This is a genomic window from Streptomyces bluensis (assembly GCF_014650715.1).
Lineage (GTDB): Bacteria > Actinomycetota > Actinomycetes > Streptomycetales > Streptomycetaceae > Streptomyces > Streptomyces bluensis.
The window spans coordinates 16436-38473 of the sequence record NZ_BMVM01000035.1 but is presented as its reverse complement, the minus strand read 5'-3'; the positions used below and the strand labels follow the sequence as shown (position 1 = coordinate 38473).

Annotated in this window: 1 protein-coding gene (running past one end of the window); it reads left to right on the top strand. The window is 75.9% G+C overall.

What is annotated here, in order from left to right; translation table 11 throughout:
* Positions 1–22038: part of a type I polyketide synthase coding region (locus tag IE262_RS38820; protein ID WP_189880327.1), annotated on the top strand (this coding region is incomplete at its 5' end). The annotated region extends 6000 nt beyond the left edge of the window; the window shows 22038 of its 28038 annotated nt.

Here is a 22038-nt window from a genome sequence, read left to right as displayed (position 1 = left end):
CGTCTGGGCATGGGTCGGGAACTGTACGGCCGCTTCCCGGTGTTCGCCCAGGCTCTGGACGCGGTGCTGGCCGAGCTCGACCCCGCCCTGCGTGACCTGATCTGGGGCGAGGACGAGGAGGCCCTGAACCGTACGGAGTTCACCCAGCCGGCCCTCTTCGCGATCGAGGTCGCGCTGTTCCGGCTGGTCACCTCCCTCGGGATCACTCCGAAGTACCTCGCGGGACATTCGGTCGGTGAGATCGCCGCCGCCCATGTCGCGGGTGTGCTGTCGCTGGCGGACGCGTGTGCGCTGGTGTCGGCGCGAGCGAGGCTGATGCAGGCGCTGCCTGCGGGTGGCCTGATGCTCGCGGTCGAGGCCACGGAAGCCGACGTCGCCCCGCACCTCACCGACGAGGTGAGCATCGCGGCGATCAACGGCCCCACCTCCCTGGTGCTCTCCGGCGCGGAGGAAGCCGTTCTCGCGGTGGCCGCCGCCCTCCCCGGGCGCCGCACCACCCGCCTGCGGGTCTCCCACGCCTTCCACTCCCCGCTCATGGACCCGATGCTGGCCGATTTCGCCCAGGCCCTGTCCGGCATCGACTTCCGCCCCCCACGCATCCCGCTCGTCTCGAACCTCACCGGCGCCCTCGCCACCCCCGACGACCTGAGCGACCCCGCCTACTGGACCCGCCACGTCCGCGAGACCGTCCGTTTCGCCGACGGCATCCGCACCCTCACCGACCAGGGCGTCACCCGCTTCCTGGAACTCGGCCCCGACGGCACCCTCACCGCCCTGATCGAGCAGGTGGCGCCCGAAGGCGCGGTCATCGTCCCGACGTTGCGCAAGGACAGGACCGAGGAAGCAGCCGTCCTCACGGCCCTGTCTCAGCTCTTCACGCATGGCGTCGCGGTCGACTGGTCTGCCCTCTTCGCCGGCACCGGCGCCCGACTCACCGACGCCCCCACCTATCCCTTCCAACGCGAGCACTACTGGCCCGAGTCCGGCGCCATCGCCGCGCTGTCGGCATCTGACAGCCGTGTCGCCGATCCCGCCGAGGCCGAGTTCTGGGCAGCCGTCGATGACGCCGATGTGGACGGTCTCGCCGCTCAACTGCACGTCGACAGCGAGGCGTTGAACGACGTGGTGCCCGCGCTGGCGGCGTGGCGCGGGCGGCGGCGGATGCGGTCGGCCGTGGACGCGCTGCGGTTCAGGGAGACGTGGCAGGCGCTCGGGGACGGAGTCGCGGTCGGGAGCCGTGAAGCCGGGCCGTGGCTGGCCGTGGTTCCGTCCGGGTGGGGCGAGGACGCCTGGGTGCGGTCCGTCGTGACAGCGCTCGGCGGGCAGACCCTGACGGTGGAGGTCGGGGCTGAGGAGGCTCCGGACGGCATCGCGCCGCGTCTGCGGGAGACCTTGGCCGGGCTCGGCGACGGTGCCGGGATCGCCGGTGTGGTGTCGCTGCTCGCCGCCGGGACCGAGGTACGGGACTCCGGAGTTCCGGTGGCCGTGACCGGCACGGCAGCACTGGTCCAGGCCCTTGAAGGGGCCGGGCTCGACGCCCGGGTGTGGGCGGTGACGCGCGGTGCGGTGAGTGTGCCGGTCGCGGACGACGCCGCGCGCGGGCTGCCCGAGCCGCGTGCCGCCGCCGTGTGGGGGCTCGGCCGGGTGGTCGCCCTGGAGCATCCGGAGCGCTGGGGCGGGCTCGTGGATCTCCCCGAGGAGCCGGACGAGCGGACCTTTGGCCGGTTCCTGGGCGTGCTCGCGCGCACCGACGGCGAGGACCAGGTCGCCGTACGGGAAGCGGGTACCTACGGGCGACGGCTCGTTGCCGCCCCCACGGACAAGTACCTCGCAGGCAAGCACCCCGCGGACGACCACCCCACGGACAACGACACGCCCCGCCCCGCCCCATGGCGCCCCTCCGGGACCGTACTCGTCACCGGCGGTACCGGCGCCCTCGGCGCCCACGTCGCGCGCTGGCTCGCCGAAAACGGTGCCGAGCGGCTGCTGCTGGTGAGCCGGCGTGGGCCGGCGGCGCCCGGCGCGGCGGCGCTGGAGGCGGAGCTGACGGCGCTCGGGGTCGACGTCACCGTCGCGGCCTGTGACATGGCCGACCGGGACGGGCTCGGCGAACTGATGGCCGCGGTCCCGGACGAGGCGCCGCTGACGGCCGTGGTCCACACGGCCGGTGTCCTGGACGACGGCGTGCTGCACAGTCTGACGCCGGAGCGGTTCGACGCGGTGTTCCGGGCCAAGGTGACCGCCGCCCAGGTCCTCGACGAGCTGACCCGGGACCTGGCCCCGGACCTGGACGCCTTCGTGCTGTTCTCCTCGCTCGCCGGCGCCGTCGGCAACCCCGGCCAGGCCAACTACGCCGCCGCGAACGCCGCGTTGGACGCGCTGGCCCGTCGGCGGGTCGCGGCGGGACTGCCCGCCACCTCGCTCGCCTGGGGCGCGTGGAGCGGAGCCGGTATGGCCGCCGAGGGGCGGCTCGGCCGGCACGCCTTCCAACCTTCCCTGGAACCGGAGCTCGCGCTGACGGCCATGGCGGAACTGGTCGCCGAGAGCGCGCCGGACACGGTCGTCGCGGACCTCGCCGACGCCGAACTGCTCGACGGCATGTTCGCGCTCCGGCACACCGCCTCCCTCACCTCACTGCCCGGCGCACGCCAGATCGCGGCCGCCGCCCAGCAGGCGCGGCGGGAACGTGCCGGTGCCGCCGCCGAGTTGCGCACCCGCCTGCTGGCGGCCCGTGAGGACGACCGGTTGCCGTTCGTCCTCGATGTGGTCCGCACCCAGGCCGCGGCCGTGCTCGGGCATCCCGGGCCGGACGCCGTCAGGCCCGAGCGGGCCTTCCAGGAGCACGGGTTCGACTCGCTCATGGCCGTCGAGCTGCGCAAGCGGCTCACCGCGGCCGTCGGTCTGCCGCTGCCGGCCACCATGGTCTTCGACCATCCGACGCCGCTCGCCCTGGCCCGTCACCTGCTCGGGGAGATCCTCGCCGAGGGCGACGGGGCCGACATCGTGGCCACCGCCGCCGACGTGTCCGACGAACCGATCGCCATCATCGGCATGAGCTGCCGCTTCCCCGGCGGCGTCGACTCCCCGGAGGCGTTCTGGGAACTGATCGCCTCCGGAACGGACGCCATCGGAGAGTTCCCCGCCGACCGCGGGTGGGACGTGTCCGGGCTGTACGACCCGGACGCCGACCGCAGCGGGACCACATACTCCACGCAGGGTGGATTCCTCGACGCGGCGGGCGACTTCGACCCCGGTTTCTTCGGGATCTCCCCGCGTGAGGCGCTCGTCATGGATCCGCAGCAGCGGTTGCTGCTGGAGACCGCGTGGGAGGCCGTCGAGCGGGCCGGCATCGACCCGGGCACGCTGCGCGCCAGCCGCACGGGCGCGTTCATCGGCTCCAGCTACCAGGACTACGGGCGTGGCGCCGGGGAGGGCGCCGAGGGCCACATGGTCACCGGGTCCAGCCCGAGCGTGCTGTCGGGCCGGCTGTCGTACGTCCTCGGACTCGAAGGGCCCGCCGTCACCGTCGACACCGCCTGCTCCTCCTCCCTCGTCGCCCTGCATCTGGCCTGCCAGTCGCTGCGGGCCGGCGAGAGCACCCTGGCGCTCGCGGGCGGTGCGACGGTCATGACGACGCCGGACTCGTTCGTGGCGTTCAGCCGGCAGCGGGCGCTCGCCACCGACGGCCGCTGCAAGGCGTTCGGCGACGGCGCCGACGGCATGACCCTCGGCGAGGGCGTCGGGCTGCTGCTCGTGGAGCGGCTCTCCGACGCCGTCCGCCACGGCCACCGGGTGCTCGCCGTGATCCGGGGCTCCGCCGTCAACCAGGACGGCGCCTCCAACGGTCTGACCGCCCCCAACGGGCCCTCCCAGCAGCGCGTCATCCGGCAGGCCCTCGCCAGCGCCCGCGTCGCCCCGGACGACATCGACGCCGTCGAGGCACACGGCACCGGCACCGCGCTCGGCGATCCCATCGAGGCGCAGGCACTGGTCGCGACGTACGGGAGGGACCGGGACCCGGAGCGTCCGGTGTGGCTCGGCTCGGTGAAGTCCAACATCGGGCACGCCCAGTCCGCGGCCGGTGTCGCCGGCGTCATGAAGATGGTGCTGGCCCTGCGGCACGGCGTCCTGCCGCCCACCCTGCACGTCGACACGCCGTCCCGGCACATCGACTGGTCCTCGGGAGCGCTCCGGCTGCTCGACGAGGAGCGGCAGTGGCCCGCCACCGGGCGCCCGCGCCGGTGCGCCGTGTCCTCCTTCGGCATCAGCGGCACCAACGCGCACGCGGTCCTGGAGGAGGCGCCGGAGGAGTTGCCCACGGCCGTCGAACCGGGCACCGCGCCCCCGGTGACCGGCGTGCCCTCGGTGACCGCCGCGCCCGCCCCGGTCACCACCGCGCCCTCGGTAGTCACGGCGCCGCCCGTAACCGGTGCCCTGCCCTGGATGCTGTCCGCCCGTGCCCGGGCCGCCCTGCGGGACCAGGCCGCCGCGCTCGCCGCCCACGCCACGGCGCGGCCCGGCGACGACCCGGCCGACACCGGGCACGCCCTCGTCACCACCCGCGCCCTGCTCGACCACCGCGCGGTCGCCCTCGGCGCCGACGCCGCCCAACTCGCCGGCGCGCTCGGCGCGTTCGCCGGACAGGAGCCGTCCGCGCCCGTCGTGCACGGCGAAGCCGACGTCGACGGCCGTACCGTGTTCGTCTTCCCCGGCCAGGGCACCCAGTGGGACGGCATGGGCGCGCACCTGCTCGACCAGTCGCCCGTGTTCGCGGAACGCGTCGCCGCCTGCGCCCTCGCCCTCGACCCGTTCGTCGACTGGTCGCTGACCGCCGTACTCCGCCAGGAGCCCGGCGCGCCCGGACTCGACCGGGTGGACGTCGTCCAGCCCGTCACCTGGGCCGTGATGGTGTCCCTGGCCGCCGTGTGGGAGGCGTACGGGGTCCGCGCCGACGCCGTGATCGGTCACTCGCAGGGCGAGATCGCCGCGGCCGTCGTCGCGGGGGCGCTCTCCCTGGAGGACGGTGCCCGGGTCGTGGCGCTGCGCAGCCAGGCCATCGGCCGCACCCTCGCCGGGCGCGGCGGCATGATGTCGGTGCCGCTGCCCGTCGCCGAGGCCACCGCCCGCCTGGAGCCATGGGGCGAGCGGCTGACCGTCGCCGCCGTCAACGGGCCCGGCGCGGTCGTGGTCTGCGGTGACCCCGAGGCCCTGGACGCCCTGCACGACGTGCTCACCGCCGACGGCGTGCGGGCCCGCAAGATCCCCGTGGACTACGCCTCGCACTCCGCGCACGTGACGGACCTACACGACGAACTCCTCGACGTGCTCGCCCCCGTGACCCCGCGCGCACCGCGCATTCCGATGCTGTCCACGGTGACGGGGGAGTGGCTGGGCGACCCGGCCGCGGACGGCGGCGGCACGGACGCCGCGTACTGGTACCGCAACCTGCGACAGACGGTCCGCTTCGGACCGGCCGTCGAACGACTCCTCACCGACCGGCACCGGGCGTTCATCGAGATCAGCGCCCACCCCGTGCTCACCCCGGGCATCCAGGGCGCCGTCGACGAGGCGGGCGTCGCCGCGTACGTCGGCGGCACCCTGCGGCGTGGCGAGGACGACGCGCGACGCGTGCTGACCTCGGTCGCCGAGGCGTTCGTGCGCGGCGTGCCCGTCGACTGGACCGCCGCGTACGGCGACGGCGCCCGGCGCCGGGTGGACCTGCCCACCTACCGCTTCCAGCACCAGCGGCTCTGGGTGCCGCCCGTGACACCCGGTGCGGGCGAGGGAGCGGCCGGCACGGAGGACGCCGCCTTCTGGAACGCCGTGGAGGAGGCCGACCTGCCGGGGCTCGCCCAGGACCTCGACGTCGCCGAGGACGCGCTGGCCGCCGTACTGCCCGGCCTCACCGCCTGGCGCAGGCGCCGCAGCGAGCAGTCGACGCTGGACGACTGGCGGTACAAGGTGCGTTGGGTGCCGCTGTCCGTGCCGAGCGGTACGGTCACCGGACGCTTGCTCGTCGTCACCGCCGCCGGGGACGACGGCGACGACGGCACGGACGTCGTCGAAGCCCTTGCCGCGCAGGGAGCCGAACCCGTGCGGCTCGTGCTCGACGGCACCCACCTGGACCGGGAGGCCGTCGCCGAGTCGCTGCGGGAGGCGGGCCTCGCGGCTGGCGAAGAGTCCGAGGCGGAGTCCGCGGCGGAGTCCGACGGCGGTACGACCCGTGTCTCGGGCATCGTCTCCCTGCTGGCCGCGGCCGAGGAGGACTGCCCGGGCCACCCGGGTGCCGCACTCGGCACCGCCCTCAACGTCGTCCTCGTCCAGGCGCTCGGCGACCTCGACGCCGACTGCCCGCTGTGGCTGCTGACCCGGGGCGCCGTCACCACCGGCCGCGCCGACCGGGTCACCCGGCCCGCGCAGGCGCAGTCGGTGGGCATCGGCTGGACCGCGGCGCTGGAGCACCCCCGTTTCTGGGGCGGCACCGTCGACCTGCCCGACACCCTCGACGAGCGGGCCGCGCGCAGGCTCGCCGCACTCCTCGCGGGCGGCGCCCACAGCGCCGAGGACCAGCTCGCCCTGCGCGCCTCCGGCGTCTTCGCCCGCCGCGTCGTCCGTGACCGCACCGGTGACCGCCCGGCGAACGGCTGGACGCCGCGCGGCACCGTCCTCGTCACCGGCGGCACCGGCACCCTCGGCCCGCACGTGGCCCGCTGGCTGTCCGCCCAGGGTGCCGAGCGGATCGTGCTCGTCAGTCGGCGCGGCCCCGAGGCGCCCGGCGCCGGCGAACTCGTCGCCGAACTGGCCGAGTCGGGCACCCAGGTCACCGTCGCCGCCTGCGACATCACCGACCGCGCCGCCCTCGGCGCACTCCTGGACCGGCTGCGCGCCGACGGGCACACCCCGCGCACGGTGATCCACGCCGCCGCCGTCATCGAGCTGCACACCCTCGCCGACACCGACCTCGCCGCCGTCTCCCGGGTCCTGCACGCCAAGGTCGACGGCGCCCGCAACCTCGACGCGCTGCTCGCCGACGACGACCTCGACGCGTTCGTGCTCTTCTCCTCCGTCGCCGGACTGTGGGGCAGCGGACAGCACGCCGCGTACGTCGCCGGCAACGCCCACCTCGGCGCGCTCGCCGCCGAGCGCCGCGCCCGGGGCCTGAAGGCGACCTCCGTGCACTGGGGCATCTGGGCCAACGAACTCGGCGTCGGCCGGGTCGCCCCCGACCACGTACGCCGGACCGGCCTGGTGTTCATGAACGCCGACCTCGCGCTCGCCGGGATGCGCCGCGCCCTGGACGACGACGAGGCCGTCCTCGCCGTCGCCGACGTCGACTGGGACCGCTACTACCCCGTCTTCACCTCCGTCCGCGACACCCGGCTCTTCGACGAGGTGCCCGAGACCCGCCGGGCCGTCGACAGCACCGAGCGGCAACAGGGCTCCGCCGACGGCGAGTTCGCCGCCCGGCTCGCCGCGCTGCCGGCCGCCGAACGCGACCGGCTGCTGCTGGACACCGTGCGCGGGCAGGCCGCCGCCGTCCTCGGCCTCACCGGCCCCGACGACCTGTCCGAGCGGCGTGCCTTCCGCGACATCGGCTTCGACTCGATCACCGCCGTCGACCTGCGCAACCGGATCGCCTCCGCCACCGGGCTCACCCTGCCCGCCACCCTCGTCTTCGACCACCCCACGCCCGCGGCCCTCGCGGCGTTCCTGCGCACCCTCCTCGACGACTCCGGCACCCGCACCGAAACGGCCGGACCCGCCGCACCCGTCGCCGTCACCGCCGACGAACCGATCGCCGTCATCGGCATGAGCTGCCGCTACCCCGGCGGCGTCGACTCGCCCGAGGCCCTGTGGGACCTCGTGATGTCCGGCACCGACGCCATCAGCGGCTTCCCCGCCGACCGCGGCTGGCCCGTCGACGCGCTGTACGACCCCGACCCCGACACCCCCGGCCGCACCTACGCCGTCCAGGGCGGATTCCTGCGCGACGCCGCCGGCTTCGACCCGGTGTTCTTCGGCATCTCGCCCCGCGAGGCCCTCACCATGGACCCCCAGCAGCGCCTGCTGCTTGAGACGTCCTGGGAGGCCTTCGAGCGCGCCGGGATCGTGCCCGAGACGGTCCGCGGCAGCCGCACCGGCACGTTCATCGGCGCCAGCTACCACGACTACCCCGCCGCCCACGGCGAGGGCGCCGACGGCCACGCCGTGACCGGCTCCCTCACCAGCGTCCTGTCCGGCCGCGTCGCCTACCTCCTCGGCCTGGAGGGCCCGGCCGTCACCCTCGACACCGCCTGCTCCTCCTCCCTCACCGCGCTGCACCTGGCCTGCCAGTCGCTCCGTGGCGGCGAGAGCGACCTCGCCCTCGCGGGCGGCGTCAGCCTCATGGCCACCCCGAACACCTTCATCGGCTTCAGCAGCCAGCGCGCCCTCGCCCCCGACGGGCGCTGCAAGGCGTACGGCGACGGCGCCGACGGCATGGCGCTCGCCGAGGGCGTCGGCATGGTCCTCGTGGAACGGCTCTCCGACGCCGTCCGCCACGGCCACCCCGTGCTGGCCGTCGTCCGGGGCTCCGCCGTCAACCAGGACGGCGCCTCCAACGGCCTCACCGCGCCCAACGGCCCCGCCCAGCAGCGCGTCATCCGCGCCGCCCTCGCCACCGCCCGCCTGGAGCCCGCCGACGTGGACGCCGTCGAGGGCCACGGCACCGGCACCGCCCTCGGCGACCCGATCGAGGCGCAGGCCCTGCTCGCCACCTACGGCCAGGACCGCGAACAGCCGCTGCTGCTCGGCTCGGTGAAGTCCAACATCGGGCACAGCCAGGCCGCCTCCGGTGTCGCCGGAGTCATCAAGATGGTCACCGCGCTGCGGCACGGCGTCCTCCCGCCGACCCTGCACGCCGACACACCGTCCCCGCACGTCGACTGGTCCGCGGGTGAGGTGCGCCTGCTCACCGAGACCACCGACTGGCCTCGGACGGGACGGCCGCGGCGCGCCGCCGTGTCGTCGTTCGGCATCAGCGGCACCAACGTCCACACGGTCCTGGAACAGGCCCCGGAGCACGTCGGCGCGCCCCAGGACGTACCACCGGGTCAGGGCACGCCCGACGCCGGACAGCCCGGCGCTTCCCAGGATGTGGAGCCGGCCGGTCCGCTGCCCGTGCTGCTCTCCGCCCGCGGTGACGACGCCCTGCGCGCCCAGGCCACCCGCCTCCTCGCGTTCGCCGAGGACCGGCCCGACCTGCCGCTCGACCGCCTCGCCGCCGCCCTCGCCCTGCACCGCTCGGCGTTCGAGCGGCGCGCCGCCGTGGTCGCGAACGACCGGAACGACCTGCTGCGCGGCCTGCGTGCGCTCGTCGACGGGCAGCCCGACCCCGCCGTGGTCCGCCCGGCCACACCCGGCGCCGGACGCGGACGGGTCGCCTTCCTCTTCACCGGGCAGGGCGGCCAGCGCCCGGGCATGGGGCGTGAACTGTACGACCACCACCCCGTGTTCGCCGACGCGCTCGACGCCGCCCTCGCCCACCTCGACACCGGGCTCGACGTGCCGCTGCGGGACGTGATGTTCGCGTCCGAGGGCACCCCCGAGGCCGCACTGCTGGACCACACCCGATACACGCAGCCCGCCCTGTTCGCCTTCGAGGTCGCGCTGTACCGCCTCGTCGAGTCCTGGGGCATCACGCCCGACTACGTCGCCGGGCACTCCGTCGGCGAGATCGCCGCCGCCCACGCGGCCGGAGCCCTCGAACTGGCCGACGCCTGCGCCCTGGTGGCCGCCCGCGCCCGCCTCATGGCCCGGCTGCCCGAGGGCGGCGCGATGGTGTCCGTGACGGCGACCGAGGACGAAGTGACCCCACTGCTCGACGCGCGGGTGTCCGTCGCCGCCGTCAACGGGCCCGCCTCACTGGTCCTGTCCGGAGACGAGGACGCCGTCGAGGCCGTCGCCGCCGCGCTCGCCGCCCGCGGCCGTCGTACCCGCCGGCTGCGCGTCAGCCACGCCTTCCACTCGCCCCGCATGGACGCCGTACTCGACGCGTTCGCCGAGGCCGTCACGGGCATCCGGCCGGCACCTGCCGTGCTCCCGCTCGTGTCCACCCGCACCGGTGACGTCCTCACCGACGACGAACTGGCCGCCCCCGACCACTGGGTGCGGCACCTCCGCGACACCGTGCGGTTCGCCGACGCCGTGACGACCCTGACCGGGCGTGGCGTGGGGACCTTCCTGGAGGTCGGGCCCGACGCCGTCCTCAGCGGCATGGCCCGCGCCGTCCTCGACGACGACCCCACCACGGGTGAGTCCGCCGCCGTCGTACCGCTGCTGCGCCGCGACCTAGGGCCTGTGTCGAAAGTGGCGCCTGCCGGGCGACGCCTGGCACGCACTCTCGCCGCACCGGGCGAAAGCCCACGTACATCCAGTACGAGGGCTTCCGCCCGGCACGCCGAGAGCACGCACCAGACGCCGCCCGGCCCGCCCTCCGGGCGGACGACGCCACTTTCGACACAGGCCCTAGCCGAGATCCCGCAGCTCACCACCGCCGTCGCGGCCGCCCATGTGCACGGCGTGACCGTGGACTGGGCGGCCTTCCTCGCCGCCGCGGACGTGACCGACCATCACCTCGACCTGCCCACCTACGCCTTCCAGAGGCAGCGCTACTGGCCCGAACCCGGCACCGGCACACCCGCGGTCACCGCCGACCCCGCCGACACCGCGTTCTGGTCCGCCGTCGAACGCGAGGACACCACCGCCCTCGCCGCCGAACTCGGCGTCGACGCGGACGCCGCCCGGTCGTTCACGCCCGCCCTCGCCGCCTGGCGCCGCCGCCGCCACGACCGGGCCCGCCTCGACGCCCTGCGCCACCACGTCGTCTGGCGGCCCGCCCAGCCCACCACGGCCACCCTCACCGGCACCTGGCTGGCGCTGCTGCCCGAGGACACGGGCGACTCCGAGTGGGCCGAGAGCATCCTCACCGCGCTGGGCACGGACGCCGTACGCGTCACCGTCACGGGCGGGCGCGAGCAGACGGCCCGCCGACTCCGTGCCCTCGACGGACCGTTCAGCGGCGTGGTGTCCCTGCTCGCGCTCGCGGGCGAGGACGCCGCCGCGCTCACCGCCACCGCCTGCCAGGCACTCGGCGACGCCGAACTCGACGCCCCCTTGTGGTGCGTGACCCGGGGCGCCGTCTCCGTCCTCGGAGCCGGCGAGCCCGTGCGCGATCCCGCCCAGGCCGGGGTGTGGGGACTGGGCCGCGTCGCAGCCCTCGAACACCCGGGCCGCCTCGGCGGACTGGTGGACCTGCCCGATCAGGTCGACGCCGCTGCGGGACGCCGACTGCGGGCCGTGCTGGCCGGCGGTGACGCCGAAACCGCCGTACGCGACTCCGGCGTGTACGTCCGCAGGCTCGTGCGGGCACCGCACCGTGAGACGCCGCCGACATCGGGCCATGGTCTCGCCGACCCGCACGGCACCGTCCTCATCACCGGCGGCACCGGCGCCCTCGGCGCCCACGCCGCGCGCCGCCTCGCCCGCGAGGGAGCCGGTCACCTGCTGCTGCTCAGCCGTCGCGGCCCCGACGCGCCCGGCGCCGCCGAACTGCGCGACGAACTGACCGCGCTGGGCGCCCGCGTCACCCTGGCCGCCTGCGACGCGGCCGACCGCGACGCGCTCGCCGCCGTCCTCGCCGAGCTGCCCGCCGACGCGCCGCTGACCGCCGTCCTGCACGCGGCCGGAGTCGTCGAGGACCGTGTCCTGGACACCCTCACGCCGGACGACTTCACGCCCGTACTGCGTGCCAAGGTCACCGCCGCGGAGAACCTCGACGCCCTCACCCGCGATCTGCCGCTGACCGCGTTCGTGCTGTACTCCTCGACCGCCGGTGTCCTCGGCGCCGCCGGACAGGGCAACTACGCCGCCGCCAACGCCCGGCTCGACGCGCTCGCCGCCCGCCGTCGCGCCGACGGACGGCCCGCCACGTCCATCGCCTGGGGACCGTGGGCCGGATCCGGCATGGCCGCCGGGGAGGACATCGACCGCCGGCTGCGCCGCGCCGGACTCACCCCGCTCGACCCCGAAGCCGGCGTCGACGCCCTGCTGGACGCCGTCGCCCACGGCGACACCGCCGTCACCGTCGCCGACGTCGACTGGCCCCGCCTCGCGGCCCTTCAGCCCGCCTCGGCCGCGCTGCTCACCGAACTCGCCGGACCCGCCCCGGCCGACGAACGGCCGGGTGAGCCGGGCGAGGACGATCTGCGGTCCCGGCTGGCCGCGCTGCCGCCCGCCGAACGCGGCCGGACGCTGCTCGACGTGCTGCGGGCACGTATCGCCGCCGTCCTCGGCCACGCCGACCCGGGGACCGTCGAGGCCGACTGGACCTTCCGCGACCTCGGCTTCGACTCGCTGACCACCCTCGAACTGCGCAACGGCATCGCCACCGCCACCGGCCTCACGCTGCCCGCCTCCCTGGTCTACGACCACCCCACCCCGGGGGCCCTCGCCGGCTTCCTGCTCGGCGAACTCCTCGGCGACACCGCCGAGTCCACCCCCGGGGACCCGGTGCCGCAGGCGCGGGCGGCCGCCGACGACCCGATCGCCGTCGTCGGCATCGGCTGCCGCTTCCCCGGCGGCGTCACCGGACCCGACGACCTGTGGCGGCTGCTCGCCGACGGCCGCGACGCCATCGGCCCGTTCCCCGACGACCGCGGCTGGGACCTCGCCGCGCTCGCCGACGGCGCCTCCACCACCCGCGAGGGCGGATTCCTCGACGCGGTCGCCGACTTCGACGCCGACTTCTTCGGCATCAGCCCTCGCGAGGCCCTCGCCATGGACCCGCAACAGCGGCTCCTGCTCGAAACGTCCTGGGAGGCCCTGGAACGCGCCGGCATCGACCCGACCGGCCTGCGCGCCACCCCCACCGGCGTGTTCGTCGGCACCAACGGCCAGGACTACGCCACCGTCCTGCGGCGCGGCACCTCCGACGTCCAGGGCTACGCCGCCACCGGCAACACGGCCAGCGTGCTCTCCGGCCGGCTGGCCTACGTCCTCGGCCTCGAAGGACCGGCCGTCACCGTCGACACCGCCTGCTCCGCCTCGCTCGTCGCCCTGCACTGGGCCGTGCGGGCGCTGCGCGACGGCGACTGCGGTCTCGCCCTGGCCGGCGGCGTGTCGGTCATGTCGGCACCGGACGCGTTCGTCGAGTTCAGCACCCAGGGCGGACTCGCCTCCGACGGCCGCTGCAAGGCGTTCTCCGCCGCGGCCGACGGCACCTCCTGGTCCGAAGGCGTCGGCGTCCTCGTCCTCGAACGGCTCTCCGACGCCCGCCGCAACGGACACCATGTCCTCGGCGTGGTCCGTGGCTCCGCCGTCAACCAGGACGGCGCCTCCAACGGGCTCACCGCCCCCAACGGGCCCTCCCAGCAGCGCGTCATCCGGCACGCCCTCGCCGATGCCGGCCTCAGGCCCACCGACGTCCAGGCCGTCGAGGCACACGGCACCGGCACCACCCTCGGCGACCCGATCGAGGCCGAGGCCCTGCTCGCCGCCTACGGACGAGACCGTGAACAGCCCCTGCTGCTCGGCACGGTGAAGTCCAACCTCGGTCACACCCAGGCCGCCGCCGGTGTCGCCGGCGTCATCAAGATGCTCCTCGCCATGCGCCACGGCGTCCTGCCGCGCACCCTGCACGCCGAGGAGCCCTCCCCGCACATCGGCTGGACGCCCGGCGGCCTCACCCTGCTCACCGAGCCGACCGCATGGCCCGCCCGCCACGGCCCGCGCCGCGCCGGTGTGTCCGCGTTCGGCATGAGCGGCACCAACGCGCACGTCGTCGTGGAGCAGGCGCCCGAGGAGCCGGAGGTGGCCGCGCCGACCGAGGGCGGGCGCGACGGTGCCGAGAGCGGGCGCGACGGTGCTGAGGGCGGGCGCGAAGGTGCCGAGAGCGGGCGCGACGGTGCTGAGGGCGGGCGCGACGGTGCCGAGAGCGGGCGCGACGGTGCTGAGGGCGGGCGCGAAGGTGTCGCGGAGGGGCGCGAGAGCGTCCCCGAGGTCGCGGCCCCGTGGCCGTGGGTCGTCTCCGCCCGCACCGCCGCCGCACTCGACGCCCAACTCGACCGGCTGCGGACCGCGGACCTGAACGGGACCACCGCCGATGTGGCCCTCACCCTGGCCACGGCCCGCGCCGCCCTCCCGCACCGCGCCGTACTGCTCGCCGGCCCCGACGGCACGACCGAGGTCGCACGCGGCCGGGCCCGGGGCAGCCGCGGCCCGCTCGCCGTCCTGTTCTCCGGCCAGGGCAGCCAGCGCCTCGGCATGGGCCGCGAACTGCACGCCCGCTTCCCGGTGTTCGCCGACGCTCTCGACGCCGCACTGGCCCGCCTCGACCTGGAACTCGGCCGACCGCTGCGCCCGCTGATGTGGGGCGACGACGCGGCCGCCCTCGACCGCACCGGCATGGCACAGCCCGCCCTGTTCGCCGTGGAGGTCGCGCTGTTCAGGCTGCTGGAGTCCTGGGGCGTCACACCCGAGTACGTCGCCGGGCACTCCGTCGGCGAGATCGCGGCCGCCCACGTCGCGGGCGTCCTCACCCTCGACGACGCCTGCGCCCTGGTCGCGGCCCGCGCCCGGCTCATGGACGCCCTGCCGCCCGGCGGCGCCATGGCCGCCGTACGGGCCCGCGAGGAGGACGTACGCGCACTGCTCGGCGAAGCCGAAGCCGAAGCCGATGCCGATGCCGATTGCGGTGCCGGTGCCGGTGCCGACGGTGTCGCGGTCGCCGCCGTCAACGCGCCCGACGCGGTGGTGCTGTCCGGGGAGGAGAGCGCGCTGAACGCCGTCCTCGACCGGCTCGACCCCGCGCGGGTCACCCGCCTGCGCGTCAGCCACGCCTTCCACTCGCCGCTGATGGAGCCGATGCTCGACGAGTTCCGGGCCGCGCTCGACCGGATCGAGTTCCATCCGCCGACGCTCACCGTCGTCTCCAACCTCACCGGCCGGCCCGCCGGGGACGGCGAACTGGGCACCCCCGACTACTGGGTGCGGCAGGTCCGGGAGACCGTGCGGTTCGCCGACTGCGTCGCCGCGCTGCGGGACGCCGGCGTCGGCGCGTTCGTCGAGGCCGGCCCGGACGCCGTGCTCTGCGGCGCCGTACGTTCCTCACTCGACGACACCACGCCCGTGGTGCCGCTGCTGCGCCGGGACGGCGACGAACCGGCCGTCGCGCTGACCGCCCTCGCCCGGCTGCACGCCGACGGTGTCCCGGTGGACTGGGCGCGCTTCTTCGCCGGAACCGGCGCCCGCCTCGTCGACCTGCCCACCTACGCCTTCCAGCACCGCCGCTACTGGCCCGAGACCGCGCCCGTGGCCCCGGCCGACCCCGTGGAGGCGGAGTTCTGGCAGGCCGTCGAAGCGGGCGACCCCGACGCGCTCGCCGCCACCCTGGGCGCCGACCTCGGCTCCGAGGCGACGGCCGCCCTGGCGACGTGGCGTCGCGGGCGCCGCGCCCGGGCCGCCGCGGACGACGTGCTCTACCGCGCCGAGTGGGTGCCGATTCCGGTGCCCGCCGACTCCGGTACCGGGCGCTGGCTCCTGCTGGCCGGCGACGGGGACGGGACATGGGCCGACGCCGCCGTCGCGGCACTGGGCGCCGACCGTCTTCAGCGGGCCGACATCGACACCTTCGCCGACGTCACCGCCGAAGCGACCGGTGTCCTCGCCCTGCCGGGCGCGGTGCGCGCCCACGGCCCCGACAGGCTCCTGCTCCTCCTGGCGGAGGCGGGCGTCACGGCACCGCTGTGGTGCGCGACCCACCGGGGCGTCAAGGCCGACGTCACCGACCCCGCGCCGGACGTGGCGTCCGCCGCGGCCTGGGGCGCCGGACGTGTCGCCGCACTGGAACACGCCGGCCGCTGGGGCGGACTGCTCGACCTGGACACCGCGCCCGACGCACGGCTTGGCGCCCTGCTCACCCTCGCCGCCGACGCGGCCGGACAGGCCTCGGGCGAACGCGAACTGGCTCTGCGCGCCGACGGCTTGCGGGCCCGCCGCATCGCCCGCATACGCCCGGACGCTCACGGCGCCGACTGGACGCCGCGAGGCACCGTGCTCGTCGTCGGCGCCGGCCCGATGGGCGTGGCCGTCGCCCGCCACGCCGTGCTCGGCGGCGCCCACCACGTCCTGCTCGTGGGGCGCGCGCCCGCCCCGGACACCGCCGAACGCGTCCTGGCCGACACCACCACGGAAACGACGCGTCTCACCGTCCACGCCTGCGACATCGCCGACCGCACCGCCCTGACCGCACTCCTCGACAGCCCGGACAACGCCGCGCTCACCGCCGTCGTCCATGCGGAGGAACCCGCCGGGGCCACCCTCGACGACGCGCTCGCCGGTGTCCTCGCCCTGGACGAACTCCTCGCCGACCGAGAGCTGGACGCCTTCGTCCTGTTCGGGTCGATCGCCGCCACCTGGGGTGCCCGGGGCCGTGCCGCCGAGGCCGCCGCCGGTGCCGCTCTGGAGGCCGTGGCCGAGCGGGGCCGGGAGCGCGGCCGGGCCGTCGTGACCGTGGCCTGGAACGCCTGGGCCGGCACCGTGGCGCCCTCCCTCGCCGGGCATCTGCGGCTCAGCGGGCTTCCCGCCCTCACCCCGGACACCGCGCTCGCCGCCCTCGACCGGGCCGTCGGCCTCGGCCTGCCCGCCGTGACCGCCGCCGACGTCGACTGGGCGGCGTTCGCCCCCGCGCACACCGCGAGCGGCCCCTCCACCGCCCTGTTCGCGGCCCTGCCCGAGGCCCGCGACGCGCTGGCCGCCGCACCCGGCGGCGAACCCGGCGACGACCCGGCCGCGCGCCTGCGCGCAGAGCTCCGCGCCCTTCCCGGGACCGAACGCGCCGACCAACTCCTGTGCCTCGTACGGGAGAAGAGCGCCCTCGTCCTCGGACACGGCCACGACACGGCGGCAGCCGATGCCATCGAACCCGACCGCCCCTTCCGCGACCTCGGCTTCGACTCGCTCGCCGCCGTCGACCTGCGCGACCAGCTGGCCCGCGCCACCGGCCTCACGGTGCCCGCCACGGCCGTCTTCGACCACCCGACCCCGGACGACCTCGCCCGCCACCTGCTCACCGAACTCCTCGGCGGCACCGAACGGTCCGAGCGGACGGACACCCCCGCGGCCCCTGTTCCGGTGACCGGCGACCCGATCGTCATCGTCGGCATGAGCTGCCGCTACCCCGGCGGCGTACGCTCCCCGGAGGACCTGTGGGAGCTCGTCGTCGCCGGGGCCGACGCCACCGGCGACATGCCGCTCGACCGTGGCTGGGACTTCGACCGGCTGCTGTCCGGCGGACCGGGCGGCAGCATCACCCGGCGCGGTGGATTCCTCGCCGACGCGGCCGACTTCGACCCCGGCTTCTTCGGTATCTCACCCAACGAGGCCCTCGTCATGGACCCGCAGCAGCGGCTCGTCCTGGAGGCCGCCTGGGAGGCGCTGGAGCGGGCCGGTATCGACCCGAGCGGGCTGCGCGGCGGCGACGCGGGCGTGTTCATCGGTGGCACGAGCGGCGACTACCGGCTCCCGGACGACCTCGGCCGCTGGGAGACCGCGCAGTCCGGCAGCCTGCTCTCCGGCCGCGTCGCCTACACGCTGGGGCTGCAAGGCCCCACGGTCTCCGTCGACACGGCCTGCTCCTCCTCCCTGGCGGCGCTGCACCTCGCCGTGCAGGCGCTGCGCGCCGGGGAGTGCACCGTGGCACTGGCCGGGGGTGTGACCGTGATGTCGACGCCGGTCGCCTTCGTCGAGTTCACCGCGCAGGGCGCGCTGTCCGCCGACGGCCGCTGCAAGGCGTTCTCCGCCGACGCGGACGGCACCGGCTGGGCCGAGGGCGTCGGCATGCTCGTCGTGGAACGGCTCTCGGACGCCGAACGGCTCGGGCACCCCGTGCTCGCCGTCGTCCGCGGCACGGCCATCAACCAGGACGGCGCCTCCAACGGCCTCACCGCGCCCAACGGGCCCGCCCAACAGCGCGTCATCCGCCGGGCCCTGGCCAACGCCGGACTGACCCCGTCCGACGTCGACGCCGTCGAGGCCCACGGCACCGGCACCAGCCTCGGCGACCCGATCGAGGCCCAGGCCCTGCTCGCCACCTACGGCCAGGACCGTGAACGGCCGCTGCTGCTCGGCTCGGTGAAGTCCAACCTCGGCCACACCCAGGCCGCCTCCGGAGTCGCGGGCGTGATCAAGATGGTGCAGGCGATGCACAGCGGACTGCTGCCGCGCACCCTGCACGCCGACACACCGTCCCCGCACGTCGACTGGGCATCCGGTGCCGTACACCTGCTGACCGAGACCACCGACTGGCCGGAGACCGGCCGACCGCGCCGCGCCGGCGTGTCCTCCTTCGGCGCGAGCGGCACCAACGCCCACGTCGTCCTGGAGCAGGCACCCGCAGCGCCGAGTACGGAGCCCGCGCCGCACCACGTACGGCACCCGCTGCCGGTCGTGCTCTCCGCCCGCACCCCCGCCGCCCTGCGTGACCAGGCCCGCCGACTGCTGCACCGGGTCACCGCCGAACCGCGCCCGGCCGTCGCCGACCTGGCGTACACGCTGGCCACCGGCCGCGCCCTGTTCGAGCACCGCGCCGCGCTCACCGTCACCGGCCACGACGACCTCACGACGGGCCTGGCCGCCCTCGCCGATCCGTCCGGCACCGCCGACGCCCCCGGCGTGCTGCGCGCGGACGTACCCCGCCCCGGCCGGGTCGCGTTCCTCTTCCCCGGCCAGGGCAGCCAGCGCCTCGGCATGGGCCGCGAGCTGTACGCCACCCACCCGGCCTTCCGCGCCGCCCTCGACGAGGTGCTCGGGCACGTCGACCCGGCCGTGCGGGACGTGATGTGGGGCGACGACGAGAGGGCCCTCGACCGCACCCGCACGGCGCAACCCGCGCTGTTCGCCGTCGAGGTCGCGCTGTTCCGGCTGCTGGAGCACTGGGGGATCACACCGGACTACGTCGTCGGCCACTCCGTCGGCGAGATCGCCGCCGCCCATGTCGCGGGCGTGCTCCCGCTCGCCGACGCCTGCCAACTCGTCGCCGCCCGGGCCCGCCTCATGGACCGGCTGCCCGAGGGCGGCGCGATGAGCGCGGTGCAGGCCACCGAGGACGAGATCCGGCCGCTGCTCACCGACCGCGTGTCGCTCGCGGCCGTCAACGGGCCCGACGCGGTCGTCATCTCCGGCGACGAGACCGACGTGCTCCGTATCGTCGGCCACTTCGCCGATCTGGGCCGCCGCACCGGCCGCCTCCGTGTCAGCCACGCCTTCCACTCCCCGCACATGGACCCGATGCTGGACGACTTCCGTGCGGAGATCACCGGTCTCACCGTCAGGGCGCCCGCGATCCCGGTCGTCTCCAACCTGACCGGACGCCTCACCGGAGCCGACGACGGCTTCGGGACGCCCGCGTACTGGGTCCGGCACGTGCGCGAGGCCGTCCGGTTCGTCGACGGTGTCCGCACCCTGACCGAACGTCAGGTGTCGGTGCTGGTGGAAGCCGGACCGGGCGGTGCGCTGCTCGGGCTGGCCGGCGCCGGAGAGGCCGCGTCCGCGCTCGCGGTGCCCCTGCTGCGCCGGGACCACGCGGAGGCCGAGTCGCTGAGCACCGCGGTGGCCCGGCTGCGGCTCGCCGGGCTGGGCGTGGACTGGGACGCGTACTTCGCCGGCACCGGGGCGCGCCGCGTCGACGTGCCGACGTATCCGTTCCAGCATGAGCGGTTCTGGCCCGAGCACACCGCTCGGCGGGCGGTCCAGGGCGGGGACGGTGACTTCTGGACGGCGGTCGAGGAGGAGGACTTCGCCGAGCTCGGCGCCCGTCTCGACGTCGATGACGACGCCCTGGCCAAGGTGCTGCCCGCGCTGCTCGACTGGCGGCGTGGCCGTGACGCCGAGGCCCGCATGGACGGCTGGCGGTACCGCGTCGCGTGGCAGCCGCTGTCCGGCCTCCCGGCCCGCCGCGCCACCGGCACCTGGCTCGCGGTACTGCCCGCGTCCGGCACCGACGACGCCAGGACAGGCGACGCCAGGACGGACGACGACGCCAGGACGGATGACGACGCCTGGACGGACGCGGTCCTCGACGGGCTCGGAACGAGCGTCGTGCGGATGCGCGTCGACAGCACGGAACGCGCCGAACTCGCCGCGCGGATACGGGCGTTCGGCGACGGGTTCGCGGGCGTGCTGTCGCTGCTCGCCCTGGACGACCGTGCGGCCGACGACGGGGCACCCTCGGGCACCGTCGGCACCGCGGCCCTCGTCCAGGCGCTCGGCGACGCGGGTCTGACCGCGCCCCTGTGGTGCGTCACGCGCGGTGCGGTGACGGTCGGGGCGGCGGACGCGGCCCCGGCTCCCCGGCAGGCCGCCGTCTGGGGCCTGGGCCGGGTCGCCGCGCTGGAGTACCCCGACCGCTGGGGCGGCCTGGTGGACCTTCCGGCCGCCATGCCCGGCGCCCGCGAACTCGACGCCCTCACCGCCGTCCTCGCCGGGCACGACGGCGAGTACGGTGAGGACCAAGTCGCCGTCCGCGGCGGCACCGTCTTCGCGGGCCGGATCGTCCCGGCACCCGCCGACGGCCGCGACACCGACGCCGACGCCGCCTGGCAGCCCACCGGCACCACACTGATCACCGGCGGCACCGGAGCCCTGGCCGCCCATGTGGCGCGGCGCCTCGCCAAGGCCGGTGCCCCGCACCTCCTCCTCGCCGGACGGCGCGGCCCCGACGCACCGGGAGCCGCCGCGCTGCGCGACGAGCTGACCGGCCTCGGCACACGCGTCACGCTCGCCGCGTGCGACGTCGCCGACCGGGAGCAGCTCACCGGCCTGCTCGCCCGAATCCCGGACGACCTGCCGCTGACGGCCGTCGTGCACACCGCCGGGGTCGTCGACGACGGCGTGCTGGACCGGCTCACCCCCGAGCGGTTCGGCACCGTCTTCCGCGCCAAGGCGGCCTCCGCACTGCTCCTCGACGAACTCACCCGCGACAGCGACCTGGAGGTCTTCGCCCTGTTCTCCTCGGCGACCGCCCTCGTCGGCAACCCCGGCCAGGCCAACTACGCCGCCGCCAACGCCGTCCTGGACGCGCTCGCCGAACGACGCCGGGCCGACGGCCTGCCCGCCACGTCCATCGCCTGGGGCGTCTGGGGAGGCGGCGGCATGGCCGGGGGAGCCGCCGCCGAGGAGGCCATGCGGCGCGTCGGCATCGAGCCCATGGACGCCGAGCTCGCCGCCGAGATGCTGTGCCGGCTCGTCACGGAACCCCACCCGACCGCCCTGGTGGCGGGCCTGGCCCCGGGCGCGTTCGCCGGACCCGCCGCCGGACGCCCCCGCCCCCTGCTGCGCGGCCTGCCCGGCCACGACCGGCCGCGGGGCGCCGCCGAGCGGACGGCCGAACCGGCCACCGCCCTGCGGGAACGGCTCGCCAAGCTGCCCCCGGCACGCCGCACCGACGCCGTCCTCGACCTGGTGCTGGCCCGGTCCGCGACTGTCCTCGGCCACCGCGACCCGGCCGCCATCGGCGCCGAACGCCTCTTCCGCGACCTCGGCGTCGACTCCCTCGGCGCGGTCGAGCTGCGCAACCAGCTCACCGCCGCCACCGGTCTGCCGCTCGCCGCCACCCTCGTCTTCGACCACCCCACCCCGCTGGCACTCGCCCGGCACCTGACCGAACGCCTCACCCCCGAGACACCCACACCCGCAGCCCCCACCACACCCACCGAGCCCGCCTCGCCCGACGAGTCCCCCGAGGACGCCGGCATCCGCGCGGCGCTCGCCCGACTGCCCCTGGACCGGCTCCGCGAGACCGGACTGCTCGAAGAACTCCTCGCCCTCACCGCAGCCACCCCGGACACCCCCGCGCCCCCGTCGGATCCCGAACCCGACGCCGACATCGACGCCATGGCGCTCGACGACCTCGTGCGCGCCGCACTCCAGGGGCACGCAGCCGGACCCGACGACCCCACCGAACCCGATGACCCGCACGACCCGACCGACGAGTCCGCCAAGTGA